This is a genomic window from Streptomyces sp., assembly GCF_035644915.1.
GTDB lineage: Bacteria > Actinomycetota > Actinomycetes > Streptomycetales > Streptomycetaceae > Streptomyces.
Map to the genome: position 1 here is coordinate 1 of NZ_DASQNP010000247.1, position 18659 is coordinate 18659.

Annotated in this window: 14 protein-coding genes and 1 pseudogene; 11 read left to right on the forward strand and 4 right to left on the reverse strand. The window is 74.5% G+C overall.

The features are described 5' to 3' along the window. Nucleotides 1-1524 (reverse strand): MFS transporter (locus VE546_RS26505; RefSeq protein ID WP_324926684.1); only part of this gene is annotated, 1524 nt, incomplete at its 3' end. A 150-nt stretch (nt 1525-1674) separates the two neighbouring features. Then, nucleotides 1675-2022 carry a sterol-binding protein gene (locus VE546_RS26510; RefSeq protein WP_324926686.1) on the reverse strand — a complete coding sequence of 116 codons (348 nt, stop codon included), beginning with the start codon at nt 2020-2022 and terminating at the stop codon, nt 1675-1677. 71 nt (nt 2023-2093) lie between these two features. Between VE546_RS26510 and VE546_RS26515 the strand changes: the two genes are divergently transcribed. From VE546_RS26515 to VE546_RS26535, 5 genes are all read left to right on the forward strand, one after another. Further along, nucleotides 2094-2471: a hypothetical protein gene (locus tag VE546_RS26515; RefSeq protein ID WP_324926688.1), complete on the forward strand. Its 378-nt coding sequence runs from the start codon at nt 2094-2096 to the stop codon at nt 2469-2471. 7 nt (nt 2472-2478) lie between these two features. Continuing rightward, a complete protein-coding gene (locus tag VE546_RS26520; protein ID WP_324926690.1) occupies nt 2479-3309 on the forward strand; it encodes a TlyA family RNA methyltransferase in 831 nt (276 codons plus the stop codon). Then, on the forward strand, nt 3306-4247 hold the full coding sequence (locus VE546_RS26525; RefSeq protein ID WP_324926692.1) for an NAD kinase: 942 nt from the start codon (nt 3306-3308) through the stop codon (nt 4245-4247). Before VE546_RS26520 ends, VE546_RS26525 begins: the two co-directional genes overlap by 4 nt. Nucleotides 4248-4310: 63 nt before the next feature. Beyond that, the gene (gene recN, locus VE546_RS26530) at nt 4311-6062 is read left to right on the forward strand and encodes a DNA repair protein RecN (RefSeq protein WP_324926694.1); all 1752 of its coding nucleotides are present in this window, start codon (nt 4311-4313) and stop codon (nt 6060-6062) included. A gap of 265 nt (nt 6063-6327) precedes the next feature. Beyond that, entirely contained in the window at nt 6328-7473 is a 1146-nt protein-coding gene (locus tag VE546_RS26535) for a glycosyltransferase family 4 protein (protein WP_324926696.1), read from the forward strand. Nucleotides 7474-7545: 72 nt separating this feature from the next. Here VE546_RS26535 and VE546_RS26540 read toward each other — a convergent pair whose 3' ends face one another. Next, entirely contained in the window at nt 7546-8586 is a 1041-nt protein-coding gene (locus VE546_RS26540) for a LacI family DNA-binding transcriptional regulator (RefSeq protein ID WP_324926698.1), read from the reverse strand. 160 nt (nt 8587-8746) lie between these two features. Next, on the reverse strand, nt 8747-10558 hold the full coding sequence (locus tag VE546_RS26545; RefSeq protein WP_324926700.1) for a glycoside hydrolase family 15 protein: 1812 nt from the start codon (nt 10556-10558) through the stop codon (nt 8747-8749). A 401-nt stretch (nt 10559-10959) separates the two neighbouring features. On the opposite strand from VE546_RS26545, the gene VE546_RS26550 reads away from it, so the two are divergent. The 6 genes and pseudogenes from VE546_RS26550 to VE546_RS26575 form a co-directional block, all read left to right on the forward strand. After that, nucleotides 10960-12633: a CTP synthase gene (locus tag VE546_RS26550; protein ID WP_324926701.1), complete on the forward strand. Its 1674-nt coding sequence runs from the start codon at nt 10960-10962 to the stop codon at nt 12631-12633. Continuing rightward, complete coding sequence (locus VE546_RS26555) at nt 12630-13280, forward strand: NUDIX hydrolase (RefSeq protein ID WP_324926703.1); 651 nt, start codon at nt 12630-12632, stop codon at nt 13278-13280. Before VE546_RS26550 ends, VE546_RS26555 begins: the two co-directional genes overlap by 4 nt. Before the next feature lie 105 nt (nt 13281-13385). Further along, nucleotides 13386-15581 carry an ATP-binding protein gene (locus VE546_RS26560; RefSeq protein WP_324926704.1) on the forward strand — a complete coding sequence of 732 codons (2196 nt, stop codon included), beginning with the start codon at nt 13386-13388 and terminating at the stop codon, nt 15579-15581. A gap of 183 nt (nt 15582-15764) precedes the next feature. After that, a complete protein-coding gene (gene ald / locus VE546_RS26565; protein ID WP_324926708.1) occupies nt 15765-16880 on the forward strand; it encodes an alanine dehydrogenase in 1116 nt (371 codons plus the stop codon). A gap of 439 nt (nt 16881-17319) precedes the next feature. Next, nucleotides 17320-18459: a ParA family protein gene (locus VE546_RS26570; RefSeq protein WP_324926706.1), complete on the forward strand. Its 1140-nt coding sequence runs from the start codon at nt 17320-17322 to the stop codon at nt 18457-18459. Beyond that, nucleotides 18456-18659, forward strand: a pseudogene (locus tag VE546_RS26575) (hypothetical protein); the annotation flags it as partial. The gene VE546_RS26570 and the pseudogene VE546_RS26575, both read left to right, overlap by 4 nt.

Sequence of the window (18659 nt, forward strand, 5' to 3'; positions counted from 1 at the left end):
GGTCCTGCGGACGTGGGCGGTCAGCCCGCCGGTGAGCCCACCGGCGCTCGCCTCCCCGGCGGTGGCGACGACCGCGGAGAGCGGCACCGCGATGTTCTCCAGCGACCGCCGTTCGGCGTTGACGCCCCACACGAACGCCGTCACCCCGCCCAGGACCATCAGGACGGCTCCCGCCGTATAACCGGCGAAGACCCGCCACGGGCTCTCGCCGTTCCCGATCAGCGTCGCGAACAGCCACGGCGCGACGACGCCGCCGAACAGCATCGACGTGGCGAAGAAGAACGAGATCGCCTGGGCCCGCATCTCGATCGGGAAGATCTCGCTCACGGTCAGGTACGCCGACGAGGCGGCGGCGGAGGCGATGAAGAAGATCACGCACCACAGCACGGTCTGGGTGACGGCGTTGAGCAGGCCCTCGGCGAACAGCCACCCGGTGACGAACAGCAGCACGCCCGAGAAGCAGTAGGTGCCGCCGATCATGACGCGGCGCCCGACGGTGTCGAAGAACCGGCCCAGGACCAGCGGACCCAGCAGGTTGCCCACGGCGAAGGGGAAGATGAAGTAGGCGACCGCCCCGCCCCGGATGCCGTAGAACTCGGCGAGGATCAGCGCGTAGGTGAAGAAGATCGCGTTGTACAGGAACGACTGGGTCACCATGAGCATGAAGCCCAGGAAGGACCGCTGCCGGTAGTCCCGGAACAGCACCCGCGCCAGCTCCCGGTAGGAGACCGGCTTGCGCTGCCGGAACTCCAGGGCGGCCTCCTCGGGCACCGGCTCCAGGCGCGCCCCGTGCCTGGCCACGTCGTGCTCGATGCCGGTCACCACGCGCTCGGCCTCCGCGACGTGCCCGTGGGTGAGCAGCCAGCGCGGGCTCTCCGGGATGTTCCGCCGCAGCCCCCAGATCGCCAGGCCGATCGCGGGGCCGAGGAGCAGGCCGAGCCGCCAGCCGAGGTCGATGGCGAACAGCTCGGGGTTGAGGAAGGCGAGGTTGGCCGCGGCGCCGACCATGGCGCCCAGCCAGTAGGTCCCGTTGATGGCCAGGTCGGCGTGGCCCCGGTGGCGGCTGGGGATGAGCTCGTCGATCGCCGAGTTCAGGGCCGCGTACTCGCCGCCGATGCCCGTACCGGCGATGAACCGGGTGACGGCGAAGAACGCGAAGTTCATGGACAGCGCGGTCAGGGCGTTGCCGATCAGGTAGACGCCCAGAGTGACGATGAACAGCTTGCGGCGGCCCAGCCGGTCGGCCATCCGCCCGAACACCAGCGCGCCCACGACCTCGCCCAGCAGGTAGATGCTGGCGGTCAGGCCCACCTGCGACGCCGAGAAGCCCAGGGACTGCTCGTCCCTGATCCGGTCCGCGATGGAGCCGGCGATGGTGATCTCGATGCCGTCCAGCACCCAGGTGATGCCCAGGGCGATGACGACCTTCCAGTGGAAGGTGCTCCACGGCAGCCGGTCCATCCGCTGGGGGACGGTGCTGCGCACGGGTTCGGCACCGGGGTCGATCCCCACGGGAACGGTCATCTCGGCCTCCACGTTCACGAGGCGCCGGACGCGGCCGCAGACGCGCCACCTTTCCGTGGTCACCGGGAGTGAAAGGGGCAAACGCCCTTGAACGAGAGGAAGAGCCCCGACGGGGGAGAGGCGCCGGCCGGGCCGCCGGGGCCCGGACCGCTAGAGCAGCGACCGCAGCCGCAGCAGGTCCCGCAGGCCCGCCTCCAGCCTGACCCGGCCCCGGGCCCAGGCCCGGGCGAAGTCCAGCCGGCCCTCCACCATGGAGACGAGGTCGTCGCCGGTCATGGCCAGTCTGATCTGGGCGCGCTCCGGCGGCGGCCCCGGCACCGTGGCCACGTCCTCGATGCGGCCGTGGACGAGCCGGCCGGTGAAGGTGGTGTCCAGATCGGTGAGGTGGCAGCTGATCGAACGCTCCACGGCCGCGGCGCTGCGGACGTCCCCCTCCGCCTCCGCGAGGTTCCTCGCCAGCCGCTCCAGCGCGGCCCGGCACTGCTCTGTGGTCGCCATCGCCTCCCGACGGTACCGCAGGGGGAGTGCCCGGCGCCGCGCCGGACCGCGATCGCGGTAGCGTCATGACCATGGACGAGCCGATGTCCGGCACGGCGCCGGAGACGGAACCGCAGGTGGCACCAGCGGTCGGACCGCGGACACCGCCGGAGGAGCCGGGGAAGCCGGAGGATGAAGTGCGCCGGGAACGGGCGCGCCGGGACGAAACCGGCCGGGAGCACCCCGTCGGGGACGGCGGGCACCGACCCCTGGAGGTCCACGTGACCCCCACCGGGCACCCCGGGATCGACGCCCAGTTGCGCCGCCTGGCGGACGCCGACCACCTCGCCGTCTCCGGTCACCTGGCGGTGTACGAGGATGTGCACCGCGGACTGCGGGACACGTTGACCGCGCTCGACCGGCGACCCGGGCCGCCCGTGCCCGGCGCGCCGCACAACCCCGGGAGCTGAACCACACGTGGCAGCGTCACGAAACCAGCACGGCCGACGCAGCCGACTCGACGCGGAGCTGGTGCGCCGCAAGCTGGCCCGCTCGCGCGAGCACGCCGGCCGGCTCATCGCCGCCGGCCGGGTCACCGTCGGCGGCACCACCGCCACCAAGCCCGCCACCCAGGTGGAGACCGGCGCGGCGATCGTGGTGGCCGAGGACACCGCCGATCCGGACTACGTCTCGCGCGGCGGCCACAAACTGGCCGGAGCCCTGGCGGCGTTCACCCCGCGCGGCCTGACCGTGGCGGGACGCAGGGCGCTGGACGCCGGCGCCTCCACCGGCGGCTTCACCGACGTGCTGCTGCGCGCCGGAGCCGCCGAGGTCGTCGCGGTCGACGTCGGCTACGGGCAGCTCGCCTGGTCGCTGCGGAGCGACGAGCGGGTCCTGGTCAAGGACCGCACCAACGTCCGCGACCTGACCCTGGAACAGATCGGCGGCAAGCCGGTGGACCTGGTCGTCGGCGACCTGTCCTTCATCCCCCTCGGCCTGGTGCTGCCCGCCCTGGTGCGCTGCGCCGCGCCCGACGCCGACCTGGTGCTGATGGTCAAGCCGCAGTTCGAGGTGGGCCGGGAGCGCCTGGGCAGCGGGGGCGTGGTCCGCAGCCCGCGGCTGCGCGCCGAGGCGGTCCGCACCGTCGCGGGCCAGGCGGCCGGGCTGGGCCTGGGCGTCCTCGGGGTGACCGCCAGCCCGCTGCCCGGCCCGTCCGGTAACGTCGAGTACTTCCTGTGGCTGCGCGCCGGGGCGCCCGAACTCGACCCGGCCGACGTCGACCGAGCCGTGGCGGAGGGCCCCCAGTGACCACGCAGAGCACCGGCAGCACCGACAGTTCCGGCACCGTCGGCGGCACCGACCGCACCGTGTTCCTGCTGACCCACACCGGCCGCCCGGCCGCGGTCCGCAGCGCCGAACTCGTCGTCCAGGGCCTGCTGCGCCACGGCATCGGCGTGCGCGTGCTGGCCGAGGAGGCGGCCGACCTGACGCTGCCGCCGTCGGTGGAGGTCGTCGAGGCCGGCGGATGCGTCGTCGACGGCTGCGAGCTGCTCGTCGTCCTCGGCGGGGACGGGACGCTGCTGCGCGGCGCGGAGTTCGCCCGCGCCTCGGGGGTGCCGCTGCTGGGCGTCAACCTCGGCCGGGTCGGCTTCCTCGCCGAGGCCGAGCGCGACGACCTGGAGAAGGTCGTGAAGCGGGTCGTCACCCGCGCCTACGAGGTCGAGGAGCGGATGACCCTCGACGTGCTCGTCCGCAACAACGGCCAGGTCGTCCACCGCGACTGGGCGCTGAACGAGGCGTCGGTGGAGAAGGCCGCCCGCGAACGCATGCTGGAGGTCGTCGCGGAGGTCGACGGCCGCCCGGTCTCCCGCTTCGGCTGCGACGGCGTGGTGTGCGCCACGCCCACCGGCTCCACGGCCTACGCCTTCTCCGCCGGCGGCCCCGTCGTCTGGCCGGAGGTCGAGGCGCTGCTCATGGTGCCCATCAGCGCCCACGCGCTGTTCGCCAAGCCCCTGGTCACCACACCCGAGTCGGTGCTCGCCGTCGAGGTGCAGCCGCACACCCCGGGCGGGGTCCTGTGGTGCGACGGGCGGCGCAGCGTGGAGCTGACCGCGGGAGCCCGGGTGGAGGTGCGGCGCGGCGAGGTGCCGGTGCGGCTGGCGCGGCTGCACCACGCCTCCTTCACCGACCGCCTGGTGGCGAAGTTCGCGCTCCCGGTGGCCGGCTGGCGCGGGGCGCCGCACTAGCGCGCGGGGCCGCGCGCGGCGCCGGGCCGGACCGTGAGTGGGGAACCGGCCGCGGAACCTCGTATGGTCGTATCCGTGTTGGAGGAGATGCGGATTCGGGCCCTGGGCGTGATCGATGACGCCGTCGTCGAGCTGTCCCCCGGCTTCACCGCGGTGACCGGCGAGACCGGCGCGGGCAAGACCATGGTCGTCACCAGTCTGGGGCTGCTGCTCGGCGGACGCGCGGACGCCGCCCTGGTACGGGCGGGGGCGAAGGCCGCCGTGGTGGAGGGCCGTATCGCGCTGCCGCCCGGCGCGCCCGCCGCCCGGCGGGCCGAGGAGGCGGGCGCGGAGCTGGACGACGGGGACCTGCTGGTCAGCCGGACGATCTCGGCCGAGGGCCGCTCGCGCGCCCACGTCGGAGGCCGCTCGGTGCCCGTCGGGCTGCTGGCGGAGCTGGGCGAGGACCTGGTCGCGGTGCACGGGCAGACCGACCAGCAGGGGCTGCTGCGCCCGGCCCGGCAGCGCCAGGCCCTGGACCGGTACGCGGGCGAGGCGGTCTCCGTGCCGCTGGCCGAGTACACCGAGGCGTACCGGCGGCTGCGCGCGGTCTCCGCCGAACTGGCGGAGCTGACCACGCGCGCCCGCGAGCGCGCCCAGGAGGCCGACCTGCTCCGCTTCGGGCTGGAGGAGATCGCCGCCGCCGAGCCCCGGGCGGGCGAGGACGCCGAACTGGCCGCCGAGGCCGAGCGGCTGGGCCACGCCGAGGCCCTGGCGTCGGCCGCCGCCACCGCGCACGGCGCGCTGGTCGGGGACCCGGCCGACCCCGAGGCCGTGGACGCCGCCGGCCTGGTGGCGACCGCCCAGCGCGCGCTGGAGGCCGTACGGTCGCACGACCCGGAGCTGGCCGCCCTCGCCGACCGGCTGGGCGAGGTGGGCATCCTGCTGGCGGACGTGGCCGGCGAGCTGGCGGGCTACGCCGACGACCTGGACGCCGATCCGCTGCGGCTGGCGGCGGTGGAGGAGCGGCGGGCCGTGCTCGCCCACCTGACCCGCAAGTACGGCGAGGACATCAGCGCCGTACTGGCCTGGGCGGAGGAGAGCTCCGCCCGGCTCGCCGAACTCGACAACGACGACGACCGGATCGCCGAACTGACCGCCGAGCGCGACGCGCTCCGCGCCCAACTGGCCTCCCTGGCCCAGCGGTTGACGGACGCGCGGGCGGAGGCGGCCAAGCGGTTCGCCGACGCGGTCACCGCGGAGCTGGCCGAACTCGCCATGCCGCACGCCCGGATCACCGTCGAGCTGCGGCAGCACGAGACCGCCGACGAGGACTCGGGGATCGAGGTGGACGGACGGCTGGTCACCTTCGGCCCCCACGGCGTGGACGAGGTCGAGCTGCTGCTCGCCCCGCACCCCGGGGCCCCGCCCCGGCCGATCGCCAAGGGCGCCTCGGGCGGTGAGCTCTCCCGGGTGATGCTCGCGGTCGAGGTCGTCTTCGCGGGCGCCGCCCCGGTGCCGACCTACCTCTTCGACGAGGTGGACGCGGGCATCGGCGGCAAGGCGGCGGTCGAGGTCGGACGGCGCCTGGCGCGGCTGGCGAAGACGGCGCAGGTCGTGGTCGTCACCCACCTGCCGCAGGTCGCGGCGTTCGCCGACCGGCACCTGCTGGTGGAGAAGACCTCCGACGGCTCGGTGACGCACAGCGGCGTGAAGACGCTCGAGGGCGAGGACCGGGTGCGCGAGCTGTCCCGGATGCTGGCCGGGCACGAGGAGTCGCGGCTCGCCCGCGCCCACGCCGAGGAACTGCTGCAGGCGGCCCGCACCAGCATCTGAGGCCCGGGCGGCCGGGGCGCCGCCGCCCGGCACCCCGGCCCCCTCCCGCCCGTGTTCCACCCGTGCGTTTCACCCGTACGGCATGGCGTCCCGGCCCGGCCGGACCTGGCATCCTGGACGCGCGGCACACGACCGTACGCCGTACGCTGCCGGTGCGGCGTACGGCGCCGGGTGGCCGGTCACGCCCCGGTGGCCGGGCCGCCGGAGCCGCCCAGTCCAAGCCGTCCGGGCCCCGAGCCCACCGAGCCAGGAGCCCCGCCCTTCCGTGAGCAGCACACCGGTCCCGCCGCGCGGCCAGGCGCCCCTGCACGTCGTGCAGGTGGTCGGCGGCGGGAGCGCGCGCACCTGCGCGCACGTGCGCTCCCTGGCCGCCGGACTCGTGGCGCGCGGGGTGCGGGTGACCGTCTGCGGCCCGCGCGCGGCCGAGTCGGACTACGGCTTCACCGGCGTCGGCGCCCGCTTCGCGCCCCTGCCCGGCGGTACGGACCCCGAGACCGCCGCGGTGCTGCGCGCGGTGTGCGGGGACGCCGACGTGGTGCACGCCCACGGGCTGCGGGCCGGGACACTGGCCGCGCTGGCGCTGTACGGGCGCCGCCACCGGGTGCCGCTGGTGGTCACCTGGCACGCTCGCGTCCAGGCCTCGGGCGCGCGGGCCCGGCTGCTGTGGCTGCTGGAGCGGCAGGTGGTGCGGGCCGCGCGGGTGGTGTTCGGCACCACCTCGGACCTGGTGGACCGGGCCCGCCGGCACGGGGCCCGCGACGCCCGGCTCGCCCCGGTGTCCGTGCGCGTGCCGCGCGCGGAACCCGACGGACCGTCACATCCCGCGGACGGGACGGACGGGGAGCGGGAGAAGGCGCGCGCCGAACTCGGTGCCACCGGGCGTCCCCTGGTCCTCGCGATCGGCCGGCTCGCCCCCCACCAGGGGCACGACACCCTGCTGACCGCCTCCCGCGCCTGGCGCGGCCTGCACCCCCCGCCGCTGGTGGCCATCGCGGGGGAGGGACCCGTCCGGCCCGCGCTCCAGCGCCGCATCGACGCCGAGGACCTGCCCGTACGGCTGCTGGGACGGCGCGACGACGCACTGGAGCTGCTCGCCGCCGCCGACGTCGCGGTGCTGCCCGCGCGCTGGGAGGGGCGGGCGGTGGTGGCCCAGGAGGCGCTGCGGACGGGGGTGCCGCTGGTGGCGTCGGCGGTGGGCGGGCTGCCGGAACTGGTCGGCGACGCCGCGCTGCTGGTGCCCTACGGCGACCCGGGCGCGCTGGCCGGCGCGGTCACCGGACTGCTGGGCGACCCCGTGCGGCGCCGGAGGCTGGCCGCGGCCGGACGCGCCCAGGCGGCGACCTGGCCGAGCGAGGACGACACGGTGACCCAGGTGCTGAGCGTGTACGACGAGCTGACGCAGGGCATCTGACCGCCGCCCCGGCCCGGGGCGGCACCCCCTCGGACCGGCCCGTGCCGGCCTGCCCCGAGGCCGTGCCGGTCCTCAGCTCGAGTCGCGGACCACCAGGCGGGCGGGGGTGACCACCGGTGCCAGGGGAGCGCCGGGGGGCACGCCCTCCGCGTCCATCCCCAGCCGCCGCAGCAGCAGACCGGCCATCATCCGCCCCATTTCCTGGACGTCCTGGCGCACGGTGGTCAGGGCCGGATCGGCCCAGGCGGCCGGCTCCAGGTCGTCGTAGCCGACGACCGCGACGTCCTCGGGCACCCGCCGCCCCCGGGCGCGCAGCGTCCGCAGCGCGCCCGAGGCCATCAGGTCGCTGCCCGCGAACACCGCGTCCAGGCCGGGGAAGCGGTCCAGCAGCTCGGCCATGGCGCGCTCGCCGCCCTCGGCCGTGAAGTCGCCGTGGGCGACCAGCTCCGGACCGGCCCCGGCCGCGTCCAGGGCGTCGCGGTAGCCGTCGAGCCGGTCCTGGGCGGAGGTCTGGTCCAGCGGGCCGGTGATCACGGCGATCCGCCGCCGCCCCCGCTCCAGCAGGTGCTCCACCGCCTGCCGGGCGCCGCCGCGGTTGTCGGTGTCCACGTACAGCAGGTCGGGGTCGTCCTCGGCGCCGGGCCAGCCCGGCCGCCCGCCGAAGACCGTGGGCAGGCCGGAGGCGACGGCCATCGACGGCAGCGGGTCGTCGAGGTGCAGCGAGAACATCAGCGCGCCGTCCACGTGCCCGCCCGCCAGGTACCGCCCGATGCGGTCGTAGTCCGCGCGCCCCTCCAGCAGGAGCAGTACGAGCTGCATGTCGCACGCGGACAGCTCGCGGCTGATGCCGCGTAGCTGCTGGGCGAAGAAGGGGTCGGAGAACACCCTCGTCTCCGGCTCGGCGATCACCACGGCCACGGCCCCCGTGCGGCGGGTGACCAGGCTGCGCGCCGCGCTGTTGGGCACGTAGCCCAGCTCGGCCACCGAGGCCTCGACCCGGTCGCGGAGGGCCTTGCGGACGCCCGCGCCCCCGTTGACGACCCGCGACACGGTGGCGCGGGAGACCCCGGCGTGGGCGGCGACCGCTTCGAGGGTGGGTCGGGGACCGTGCACGGCGAAACTCCTTCTCTCGCGGAGTCACGACGCTACCGCCAACGGAGGGCGGTGTGCAGAGCACTTCCTGAGAGCGCTTTCACCGCCCGGTGGGGCCCCGGGCGGTGAGGGCGCCCGGCCCGCGGGAGGCGGACCGGGCGGGGCTTTGGGGCCTTTCCGGCTAACCGCCGTACGCGCCCGAGGCGGTCAGCCGCAGGGCGGTGTCGATCAGCGGCACGTGGCTGAACGCCTGGGGGAAGTTGCCCACCTGGCGCTTCAGCCGCGGGTCCCACTCCTCCGCCAGCAGCCCCAGGTCGTTGCGGAGGGACAGCAGCTTCTCGAACAGGCGGCGGGCCTCATCGACCCGGCCGATCATCGCCAGGTCGTCGGCCAGCCAGAACGAACAGGCCAGGAACGCGCCCTCGTCGCCCGCCAGCCCGTCCAGTCCCTCGGCGGCGCCCGCGGTCGGATAGCGCATCACGAAGCCGTCCGGCGTGGACAGTTCGCGCTGTATCGCCTCGATGGTGCCGATCACCCGCTTGTCGTCGGGCGGCAGGAAGCCCACCTGCGGGATGAGCAGCAGGGAGGCGTCCAGCTCCTTCGACCCGTAGGACTGGGTGAAGGTGTTGCGCTCCTTGTCGTAGCCCTTCTCGCACACGTCGCGGTGGATCTCGTCGCGCAGCGCCCGCCACCGCTCCAGCGGCCCGTCCACCTGCCCGGACTCGATCAGCCGGATCGTGCGGTCCACCGCCACCCAGGCCATGACCTTGGAGTGGACGAAGTGCCGGCGCGGGCCGCGCACCTCCCATATGCCCTCGTCGGGCTCCGTCCAGTGGTTCTCCAGGTAGCTGATCAGCTTGATCTGGAGCAGGCTGGCGTAGTCGTTGCGCGACAGGCCGGTCATGTGGGCCAGGTGCAGGGCCTCGATGACCTCGCCGTAGACGTCGAGCTGGAGCTGGCTGGCGGCCCCGTTGCCGACCCGGACCGGCTGGGAGCCCTCGTAGCCGGGCAGCCAGGACAGCTCCGTCTCGCCCAGCTCGCGCTCGCCCGCGATGCCGTACATGATCTGGAGGTTCTCCGGGTCACCGGCGACCGCGCGCAGCAGCCACTCCCGCCATGCGAGGGCCTCGTCCCGGTAGCCGGTGCGCAGCAGCGACGACAGCGTGATCGCCGCGTCCCGCAGCCAGGTGAAGCGGTAGTCCCAGTTGCGCACGCCGCCGATCTCCTCCGGCAGCGAGGTGGTCGGGGCGGCCACGATGCCGCCGGTGGGGGCGTAGGTGAGCGCCTTGAGCGTGATCAGGGAGCGGACGACCGCCTCCCGGTACGGGCCGTGGTACGTGCACTGGCTCACCCAGGCGCGCCAGAACTCCTCGGTCGCGGCCAGCGCCGCCTCCGGCTCCGCGGGCGGCGGGGCGCCCTTGTGCGAGGGCTGCCAGCTGATGGTCATCGACACCCGGTCGCCCGGGGCGACGGTGAAGTCGGAGTAGGTGGTCAGGTCCTTGCCGTAGGTGTCGACGTCGCTGTCGACCCAGACGGAGTCGGGGCCGGCGACGGCGACGGTGCGGCCGTCCACCTTGTGCACCCACGGCACCACCCAGCCGTAGGAGAACCGCATCCGCAGCACCGAGCGCATCGGCACCCGGCCGCTGACGCCCTCCACGATCCGCACCAACTGGGGCGCGTGGTCCTCGCGCGGCGGCATGAAGTCGATCACACGGACGGTGCCGCGGGGGGTGTCCCACTCCGACTCCAGGACGAGCGAGTCCCCCCGGTAGCGGCGGCGGGTGGCGCGCGGGGGCTCCTGCCCGGGGGCGTGCGCGGGGCCCAGCCGCCAGAAGCCGTGCTCCTCGGTGCCCAGAAGGCCGGCGAAGACGGCGTGGGAGTCGAATCGGGGGAGGCACAGCCAGTCGGCCGACCCGTCCCTGCAGACCAGGGCGGCGGTCTGCATGTCCCCGATGAGTGCGTAATCCTCGATGCGCCCGGCCACGAGCATCTCCAGTCGAACTGCGGCTACGCCCCGTGGGACGTGCGGTTTTCCGTGCCTGCCACGTGAAGGGGCCACGTGAACAGTCTGAGCAGGATACGACGCGGCCAGGTGGTCCGCGTCGAGGTCACCCTAGGGGCGACGGGCCCGGGAGTGACAACTGTCGGGGGATTGTCTGTCAGGGATCGCCGGCCACGGGGCGGACCGCGGCGGGCCCGCCTCCGCCACTGTGCCACGGACCGCCCCGCGGCCGCCGCCGCCTCCGCGCCCCGCGGCCGCCGCTGATACCCTGGTAGCCCGTGGAGCGGAGGGCACAACAACCCCCGAACCGCAGCGACGGCACCCCCTCCCGACCGGCCGGGGGGCCGGAGCGCATGTCACCTCGCGACCACGGGAGCCCCCTCTTGGCCATGCCGCCCAAATCCATGACGACCAAGCACCTCTTCGTCACGGGGGGTGTCGCCTCCTCGCTCGGCAAGGGCCTCACCGCCTCCAGCCTGGGGGCCCTGCTCAAGGCCCGGGGACTGCGGGTCACCATGCAGAAGCTCGACCCGTACCTCAACGTCGACCCCGGGACGATGAACCCCTTCCAGCACGGTGAGGTGTTCGTCACCAACGACGGCGCCGAGACCGACCTGGACATCGGGCACTACGAGCGCTTCCTCGACGTCGACCTCGACGGGTCGGCCAACGTCACCACCGGCCAGATCTACTCCACGGTCATCGCCAAGGAGCGGCGCGGTGAGTACCTCGGCGACACCGTGCAGGTCATCCCGCACATCACCAACGAGATCAAGCACCGCATCCGCCGGATGGCCACCGACGAGGTGGACGTGGTGATCACCGAGGTCGGCGGCACCGTCGGCGACATCGAGTCGCTGCCCTTCCTGGAGGCCGTGCGCCAGGTGCGGCACGAGGTCGGCCGCGACAACGTCTTCGTGGTGCACATCTCGCTGCTGCCCTACATCGGCCCCTCCGGCGAGCTGAAGACCAAGCCCACCCAGCACTCGGTGGCCGCCCTGCGCAACATCGGCATCCAGCCCGACGCGATCGTGCTGCGCGCCGACCGCGACGTGCCCGTCTCCATCAAGCGCAAGGTCTCGCTGATGTGCGACGTGGACGAGGAGGCGGTGGTGGCCTGCAAGGACGCCCCGTCCATCTACGACATCCCCAAGGTGATCCACGGCGAGGGCCTGGACGCCTACGTGGTGCGCCGCCTCGGCCTGCCCTTCCGCGACGTGGACTGGACCCAGTGGGACGACCTGCTGCGCCGCGTCCACCAGCCCGAGCACGAGGTGACCGTCGCGCTGGTCGGCAAGTACATCGACCTGCCCGACGCCTACCTGTCGGTCACCGAGGCGCTGCGCGCGGGCGGCTTCGCCAACAACGCCCGGGTGAAGATCAAGTGGGTCACCTCCGACGACTGCCGGGTCCCCGGCGGCGCCGAGAAGCAGCTCGGCGACGTGGACGCGGTCTGCATCCCCGGCGGCTTCGGCGAGCGCGGCGTCGAGGGCAAGGTGGCGGCGATCACCTACGCCCGCGAGAACCGCATCCCCCTGCTGGGCCTGTGCCTGGGCCTGCAGTGCATCGTGATCGAGGCCGCCCGCAACCTGGCGGGCATCGAGGGCGCCAACTCCACCGAGTTCGACCAGGCCGCGGCCCACCCGGTGATCTCCACCATGGAGGAGCAGCTCGACATCGTCGCCGGAGAGGGCGACATGGGCGGCACCATGCGGCTGGGGATGTACCCGGCCAAGCTCGCCGAGGGCTCGATCGTGCGCGAGGTCTACGGCGGCGAGCCGTACGTCGAGGAGCGCCACCGCCACCGGTACGAGGTCAACAACCAGTACCGCGCCGAGCTGGAGAAGGCCGGACTCGTCTTCTCCGGCACCTCCCCGGACAACAAGCTGGTGGAGTTCGTCGAGTACCCGCGCGAGGTCCACCCCTACCTGGTGGCCACCCAGGCCCACCCCGAGCTGCGCTCCCGGCCCACCCGCCCGCACCCGCTCTTCGCCGGCCTGGTGAAGGCGGCGGTCGAGCGGCGGCAGGGCGCGGGCGCCGTGCGCGAGGGGGCCCGGGCGTGACGGGCCCGGGCGAGCGCCTGCGGGACACCCCGCGCGAGTGGCGGGTCACCGCCTCCGACACGCCGTTCACCGGAGGCAAGACCAGCGTGCGCACCGACCGCGTGGTGATGCCGGACGGCTCCGTCGCCGCCCGCGACTACCAGGTGCACCCCGGCTCGGTCGCCGTCCTCGCCCTCGACGAGCAGGACCGGGTGCTGGTCGTCAACCAGTACCGCCACCCGGTGCGCCACAAGCTCTGGGAGATCCCCGCGGGCCTGCTCGACGTCCCCGGCGAGAACCCGCTGCACGCCGCCCGGCGCGAGCTGTACGAGGAGGCGCACGTCAAGGCCGAGGACTGGCGGGTGCTGGCCGACGTGTACACCTCGCCGGGCGGCAGCGACGAGGCGGTGAGGATCTTCCTGGCCCGCGAGCTGTCCGAGGCCGAGGGCGATCGCTTCGCGGCCCTGGACGAGGAGGCCGACATGGAGGTGGCCCGCGTCCCGCTGGCGGACCTGGTCCGCGGCGTCCTGGCGGGCGACCTGCACAACAACTGCCTGGTGATCGGCGTCCTGGCGCTGACCGCCGCGCGCGCCGACAGCGGCTCGGGGGGCCTGGACGCCCTGCGCCCGGCCGACGCGCCCTGGCCCGCCCGGCCGTTCGAGGCCTGACCCGAGGAGCCCGGGCCCCGAGGGCGGGCCCGGGCACCCGGGGCCGCGGCCCGGTGACCGCGGCGCCGCCGGGCCGCGGCGGCCCGGTTGAACTACCCTCGATCCGTGACGGATCAGGCGGTGCACACCAGCGGGCCGGCCCCGGCCGTCGCTCCCGGACAGGGAGCCGCGGCGGTGGACGGATTCGTCGGACGGCGGCGCGAACTGGCACAGTTGCGCGCCGACATCGAGCGCGCCGGGCTCGACACCCTCTCCGGCCGCCCCGCCCCCCGCGGCCGCGTGCTGCTCATCGCGGGCCGCCCCGGCTCGGGCCGTACCGCGCTGGCGGAGGAGTTCGCACGGCAGGTGGCCGCCGACTACCCCGGCGGCGTGCTCCGCGCCCGGCTCACCGACCCGGACGGCACCCCGGTCCCCACCGAGCGCACCGCCCGTGACCTGCTCGGCGCGCTCGGCCGCCCGGTCCGCCCGGGAGCCGGCGGGGACGAGCTCGCCCGGGAGCTGCGCGCCGCCCTGGCCGGCCGCCGGGCCCTGCTGCTCCTGGACGAGGTGACCCGCCCCGAGCAGTTGCTGGACCTGCTCCCCGCCGACCGGGGCTGCCTCGTGCTGGCCGTCTCCCGGGGGCCGCTGACCGGTGTCCCGGACGTGCGGCCCTGCACGCTCGGCGGGCTCGACACCGGCTCGGCCGTCGCCCTGCTGGCCCGGTGCGCCGGGGACACCCCCCGCGTCGCCGTGGACCCGCGCGCCGCCGAGTGCCTGGCCGAGGCGTGCGGCGGACGGCCCGCCGCGCTCCTCCTGGTCGGCGGCTGGCTGGCGGCCCACCCCACGGCGTCCATCGCCGAGGCGCTGCGGCGCTTCGGCGACCTCCCCGACCGCTTCCCCGGCGACCCGTCCGGCTCCGGCGATCCCTCCGACGGCGCGGAAGACGGCGCGGGGGACACGGGGGGCGCGGCGGGCATCCTCCCGGACGGCTTCCCCGGCCGCCTCCCCCGCCCCCGTCCGCGCGCCGCCGCGGTGGCCCGCCCGCTGACCCGCGCCTTCCACCTGGTGTACGCCTCGCTGCCGCCGTCCGCCGCCCGCACCCTGCGCCTGCTGGCGCTCGCCCCGGCCGGCCTCGCCGACGCCCACACCGCCGCCGCCCTCGCGGGCTGCCCGCCGGAGACGGCCGGGGCCGCGCTGGAGGGCTTCGTCCGGCTCGGCCTGCTGCGCGCCACCGCCCGTCCCGGGCAGTACGCCGTCCCCGGCTGCCTGGCCCCCCTGCTGACCGCCGCCCTGGTGACCGGCGAGCGCCCCGCGGAGGTGCGGCTGGCGCGCGCCCGGATGCTGGAGCGGACCGTACGGCTGCTGCGGTCCTGCCACGCCGCCACCGAGCCGCCCGGCTCGCCGGCGCGCAGGAGGATGGCCGAGCTGCCGCGTCCCCTGCGCTTCCCCACCTCCGCCGCTGCCGCCGCCTGGCTCGACTCCCGCCTGCCGGCCCTGCGCGCCGCCGCCGCCGTGGCCGCCGGCGACGGGGAGCTGGACACCCTCGCCCGGCGGCTGGTCTCCGCCCTGGTCCGGGCGCTGACCGCGCACCGCGGCCCCGAGGCGGCCGGTCCCGAGCTGTACCGCCTGTACGAGCTGCTGCTGCCCGTCACCCGGCGGCGGGACCTGCACGGCGAGCACGCCGCGGCCCTGCTCGCCCTCGGCGACCTCGACGCCGGCGCGGGCCGCCCGGAGAAGGCGCTGGCGCGCTACCGCGCGGCCCTGGAGGCCGCCCGGGCCGAGGGCGAGCGCGGCGCCCGGACGGCCGTACGGGCGCTGGAGTCCCTCGGCGCCACCTACGCCCGCCTGGGCGACCGGCAGCGGGCGACCGACTGGTACGGCAGGGCGCTGGCCCTGTGCCAGACCCGCGGGGACCTGGCGGACGAGGCCCGGCTGCACGGCCTGATCGGGGACGAGCACCTGCGCGGGGGGCACTGGGAGGAGGCCCTGCGCGCGTGGCGCGCCGCCGCGGCGGCCTGCCGGCGGATGCGGGACGAGCGGGCGTACGCCCGGGCGCTGGGTGAGGTCGCCCGGGTGCAGGGGTACGCGGGCCGTACCGGGGAGGCGCTGCGCACCTGCCGCCAGGCCCTGCGCTGGGCGGGCCGGAGCGGGGACGCGCGCCTCCGGGCGGACCTGGAGGCGGTGCTGGCCGCCGCCCGGGAGCGGGCGCGGGCGGACGGCGCGGGCGGACGCACCCCGGCAAATCCGGCGCACCGGGCGGGGACGCGGTGGTCCGCGGGACTGCCGAACACCCTCGGCGGTGCACCGAACACGGGGAGTTGACCTACGAAATGGATGGTGATCCTCGCAAAGATTGGCCCTTTGTAAGGCTGGACAGGGTGAAATCCTTCATTAGACTGGCCGCGCTGCGGCTATTCCGCTGCATCCGACATTTACCCCATGGAACGGTGTGGTGGAATGTGCCCCGGTCCACCTGCACCCCCTGAGACAAGGACCGTGATCGACGTGAAGGTCGGCATCCCCCGTGAAGTCAAGAACAACGAGTTCCGCGTGGCCATCACCCCGGCCGGTGTGCACGAGCTCGTACGCGGCGGCCACCAGGTCTACGTGGAGCGGAACGCCGGCGTAGGCTCCTCCATCAGCGACCAGGAGTACATCGATGCGGGCGCCGTCATCCTCGACACCGCCGACGAGGTGTGGGCCACCGCCGATCTGCTCCTGAAGGTCAAGGAGCCGATCGCCGAGGAGTACCACCGGCTGCGCAAGGACCAGACGCTGTTCACCTACCTCCACCTGGCAGCGTCCCGCGAGTGCACCGAGGCGCTGCTGCGCTCCGGCACCACCGCCATCGCCTACGAGACGGTGCAGGCGGCGGACGGCACGCTGCCGCTGCTGGCGCCGATGTCCGAGGTCGCCGGGCGGATCGCCCCGCAGGTCGGCGCGTACCACCTGATGCGCTCGGCCGGCGGCCGCGGCGTGCTGCCCGGTGGTGTGCCGGGCGTCGCGGCGGGCCGGGCCGTCGTCATCGGCGGCGGCGTCTCCGGCTGGAACGCCACCCAGATAGCGGTCGGCATGGGCTTCCACGTCACCCTGCTCGACAAGGACGTGCGCAAGCTGCGCGAGGCCGACCGGATCTTCGGCACCCGGGTGCAGACGGTCACCTCCAACGCCTTCGAGCTGGAGAAGGCCGTCCGGGAGGCCGACCTGGTCATCGGCGCCGTGCTGATCCCCGGTGCCAGGGCGCCGAAGCTGGTCAGCAACGAGCTGGTGTCGCAGATGAAGCCGGGAAGTGTCCTTGTCGACATCGCCATCGACCAGGGCGGCTGCTTCGAGGACTCGCGTCCCACCACGCACGCCGAGCCGACCTTCACCGTCCACGACTCGGTCTTCTACTGCGTGGCCAACATGCCCGGCGCGGTGCCGAACACCTCGACCTACGCGCTCACCAACGCCACGCTGCCGTACATCGTGGAGCTGGCCAACCGCGGCTGGCGCGAGGCCCTGCGCCGCGACCCGGCGCTCGCCAAGGGCCTCAACGTCCACGACGGCGAGGTGACCTACGGGCCGGTCGCCGAGGCGCACGGGCTGCCGATGCGCGAGCCGAGCACGCTGCTCGGTTGATAACTCGGTTGATAAGTCGTCATATGAATCGGTGGTAGCGCGTCAACCACGTGCGTCAACCACACGCATCAGCACTGCCACCTTCGTGTCGTCGGCCGGGTCCGGAACGCTCCGGGCCCGGCCGAGCGTTCGGCCGGGTCCGGCGACGAGTCCGGCCGGCCCCGGGGGCAACTCGCCTCGATCATGGCGCTTTAACCGTTTCGCGCCCCCAGGAAGCCCCGTATGCGCGGCTGTTACACCCTTGACAGACGGGTACTGGGTTGCCGACACATCAGGCCGTCTCCGGCGGATTGTGTTGCTGTGGACCGCCGACACGCCATAGAGTCGCCAATCATCGGCATGGTGCCACGCTGACCTGTCTAGAAGTTTCCTGGTCACCAAGGAGGTAGGACGACTTGTGAATGAGTCGACATTTACTCCCGGGGGTGGTCAACCAGGAATGCCTTCGCGGGGCCAAGGCCCCTCGGGACTCAATGCCGTCGGCTCCGTCGCTGTCCAGACTTTCGCAGCCCACCAGAACCAGGCGAGCATGACAGCCCATCAGAGCAGGGACGGCCACCACGCGACCACCATGGCCGCCGACCACGCGGGCGGCGAGCCCGGTCGGCTGGCCGACTACGCGGACCCCCACTACGACGAACTCCCCGAGGGGCACTTCTACGACCCCGACGCGGAGTACGAGCCCGATCCCGAGTACGCCGCCACCCTCGCGCCGGACGCGGCCCGACAGCGCCGTGAGCGCATCGGCCCGACCGGCCGCCCGCTGCCGTACTTCCCGATCCCCGGCCCGGTCACCGAACACGGGCCGGCGAAGATCATCGCGATGTGCAACCAGAAGGGCGGAGTCGGCAAGACCACCTCCACCATCAACCTGGGCGCCGCACTGGCCGAGTACGGCCGCCGGGTGCTGCTCGTGGACTTCGACCCGCAGGGCGCCCTCTCGGTCGGCCTCGGCGTCAACCCGATGGAGCTGGACCTCACCGTCTACAACCTGCTCATGGAGCGGGGCATGTCGCCCGACGAGGTGCTGCTGAAGACGGCGGTCGCGGGCATGGACCTGCTGCCCAGCAACATCGACCTGTCCGCCGCCGAGGTGCAGCTCGTCAGCGAGGTCGCCCGCGAGTCGACGCTCCAGCGCGCCCTGGCGCCGCTGCTGCCCGACTACGACTTCATCGTCATCGACTGCCAGCCGTCCCTCGGCCTGCTGACGGTCAACGCCCTCACCGCGGCGCACAAGGTGATCGTGCCGCTGGAGTGCGAGTTCTTCGCGCTGCGCGGCGTCGCGCTGCTGACGGAGACGATCGAGAAGGTCCAGGAGCGGCTCAACCCGGACCTGGAGCTGGACGGCATCCTGGCGACGATGTACGACTCGCGCACCGTGCACAGCCGCGAGGTGCTCGCGCGCGTCGTGGAGGCGTTCGAGGACAACGTGTACCACACGGTCATCGGGCGCACGGTGCGCTTCCCGGAGACCACGGTCGCCGGAGAGCCGATCACCACGTACGCCTCCAACTCCGTCGGCGCCGCCGCCTACCGCCAGCTCGCCAGGGAGGTGCTCGCCCGGTGCCACGCCGAGTGAGTCTCCCGGCAGCCGACGAACTGTTCCGCTCCACCGGGGGCTCCCCGGTCCAGCCCTCGACCCCCCACCAGCACACCGGCGGCGACGCCTCCGCCGCGTCCCGGCCCTCCGCGCCGGCGGGCACACCCGACCCCGCCGGGGAACACGCCCCGGCGGGCGACGGCACCGGACCGGACGGCGCGGCGGAGTCCCCGGCCGCC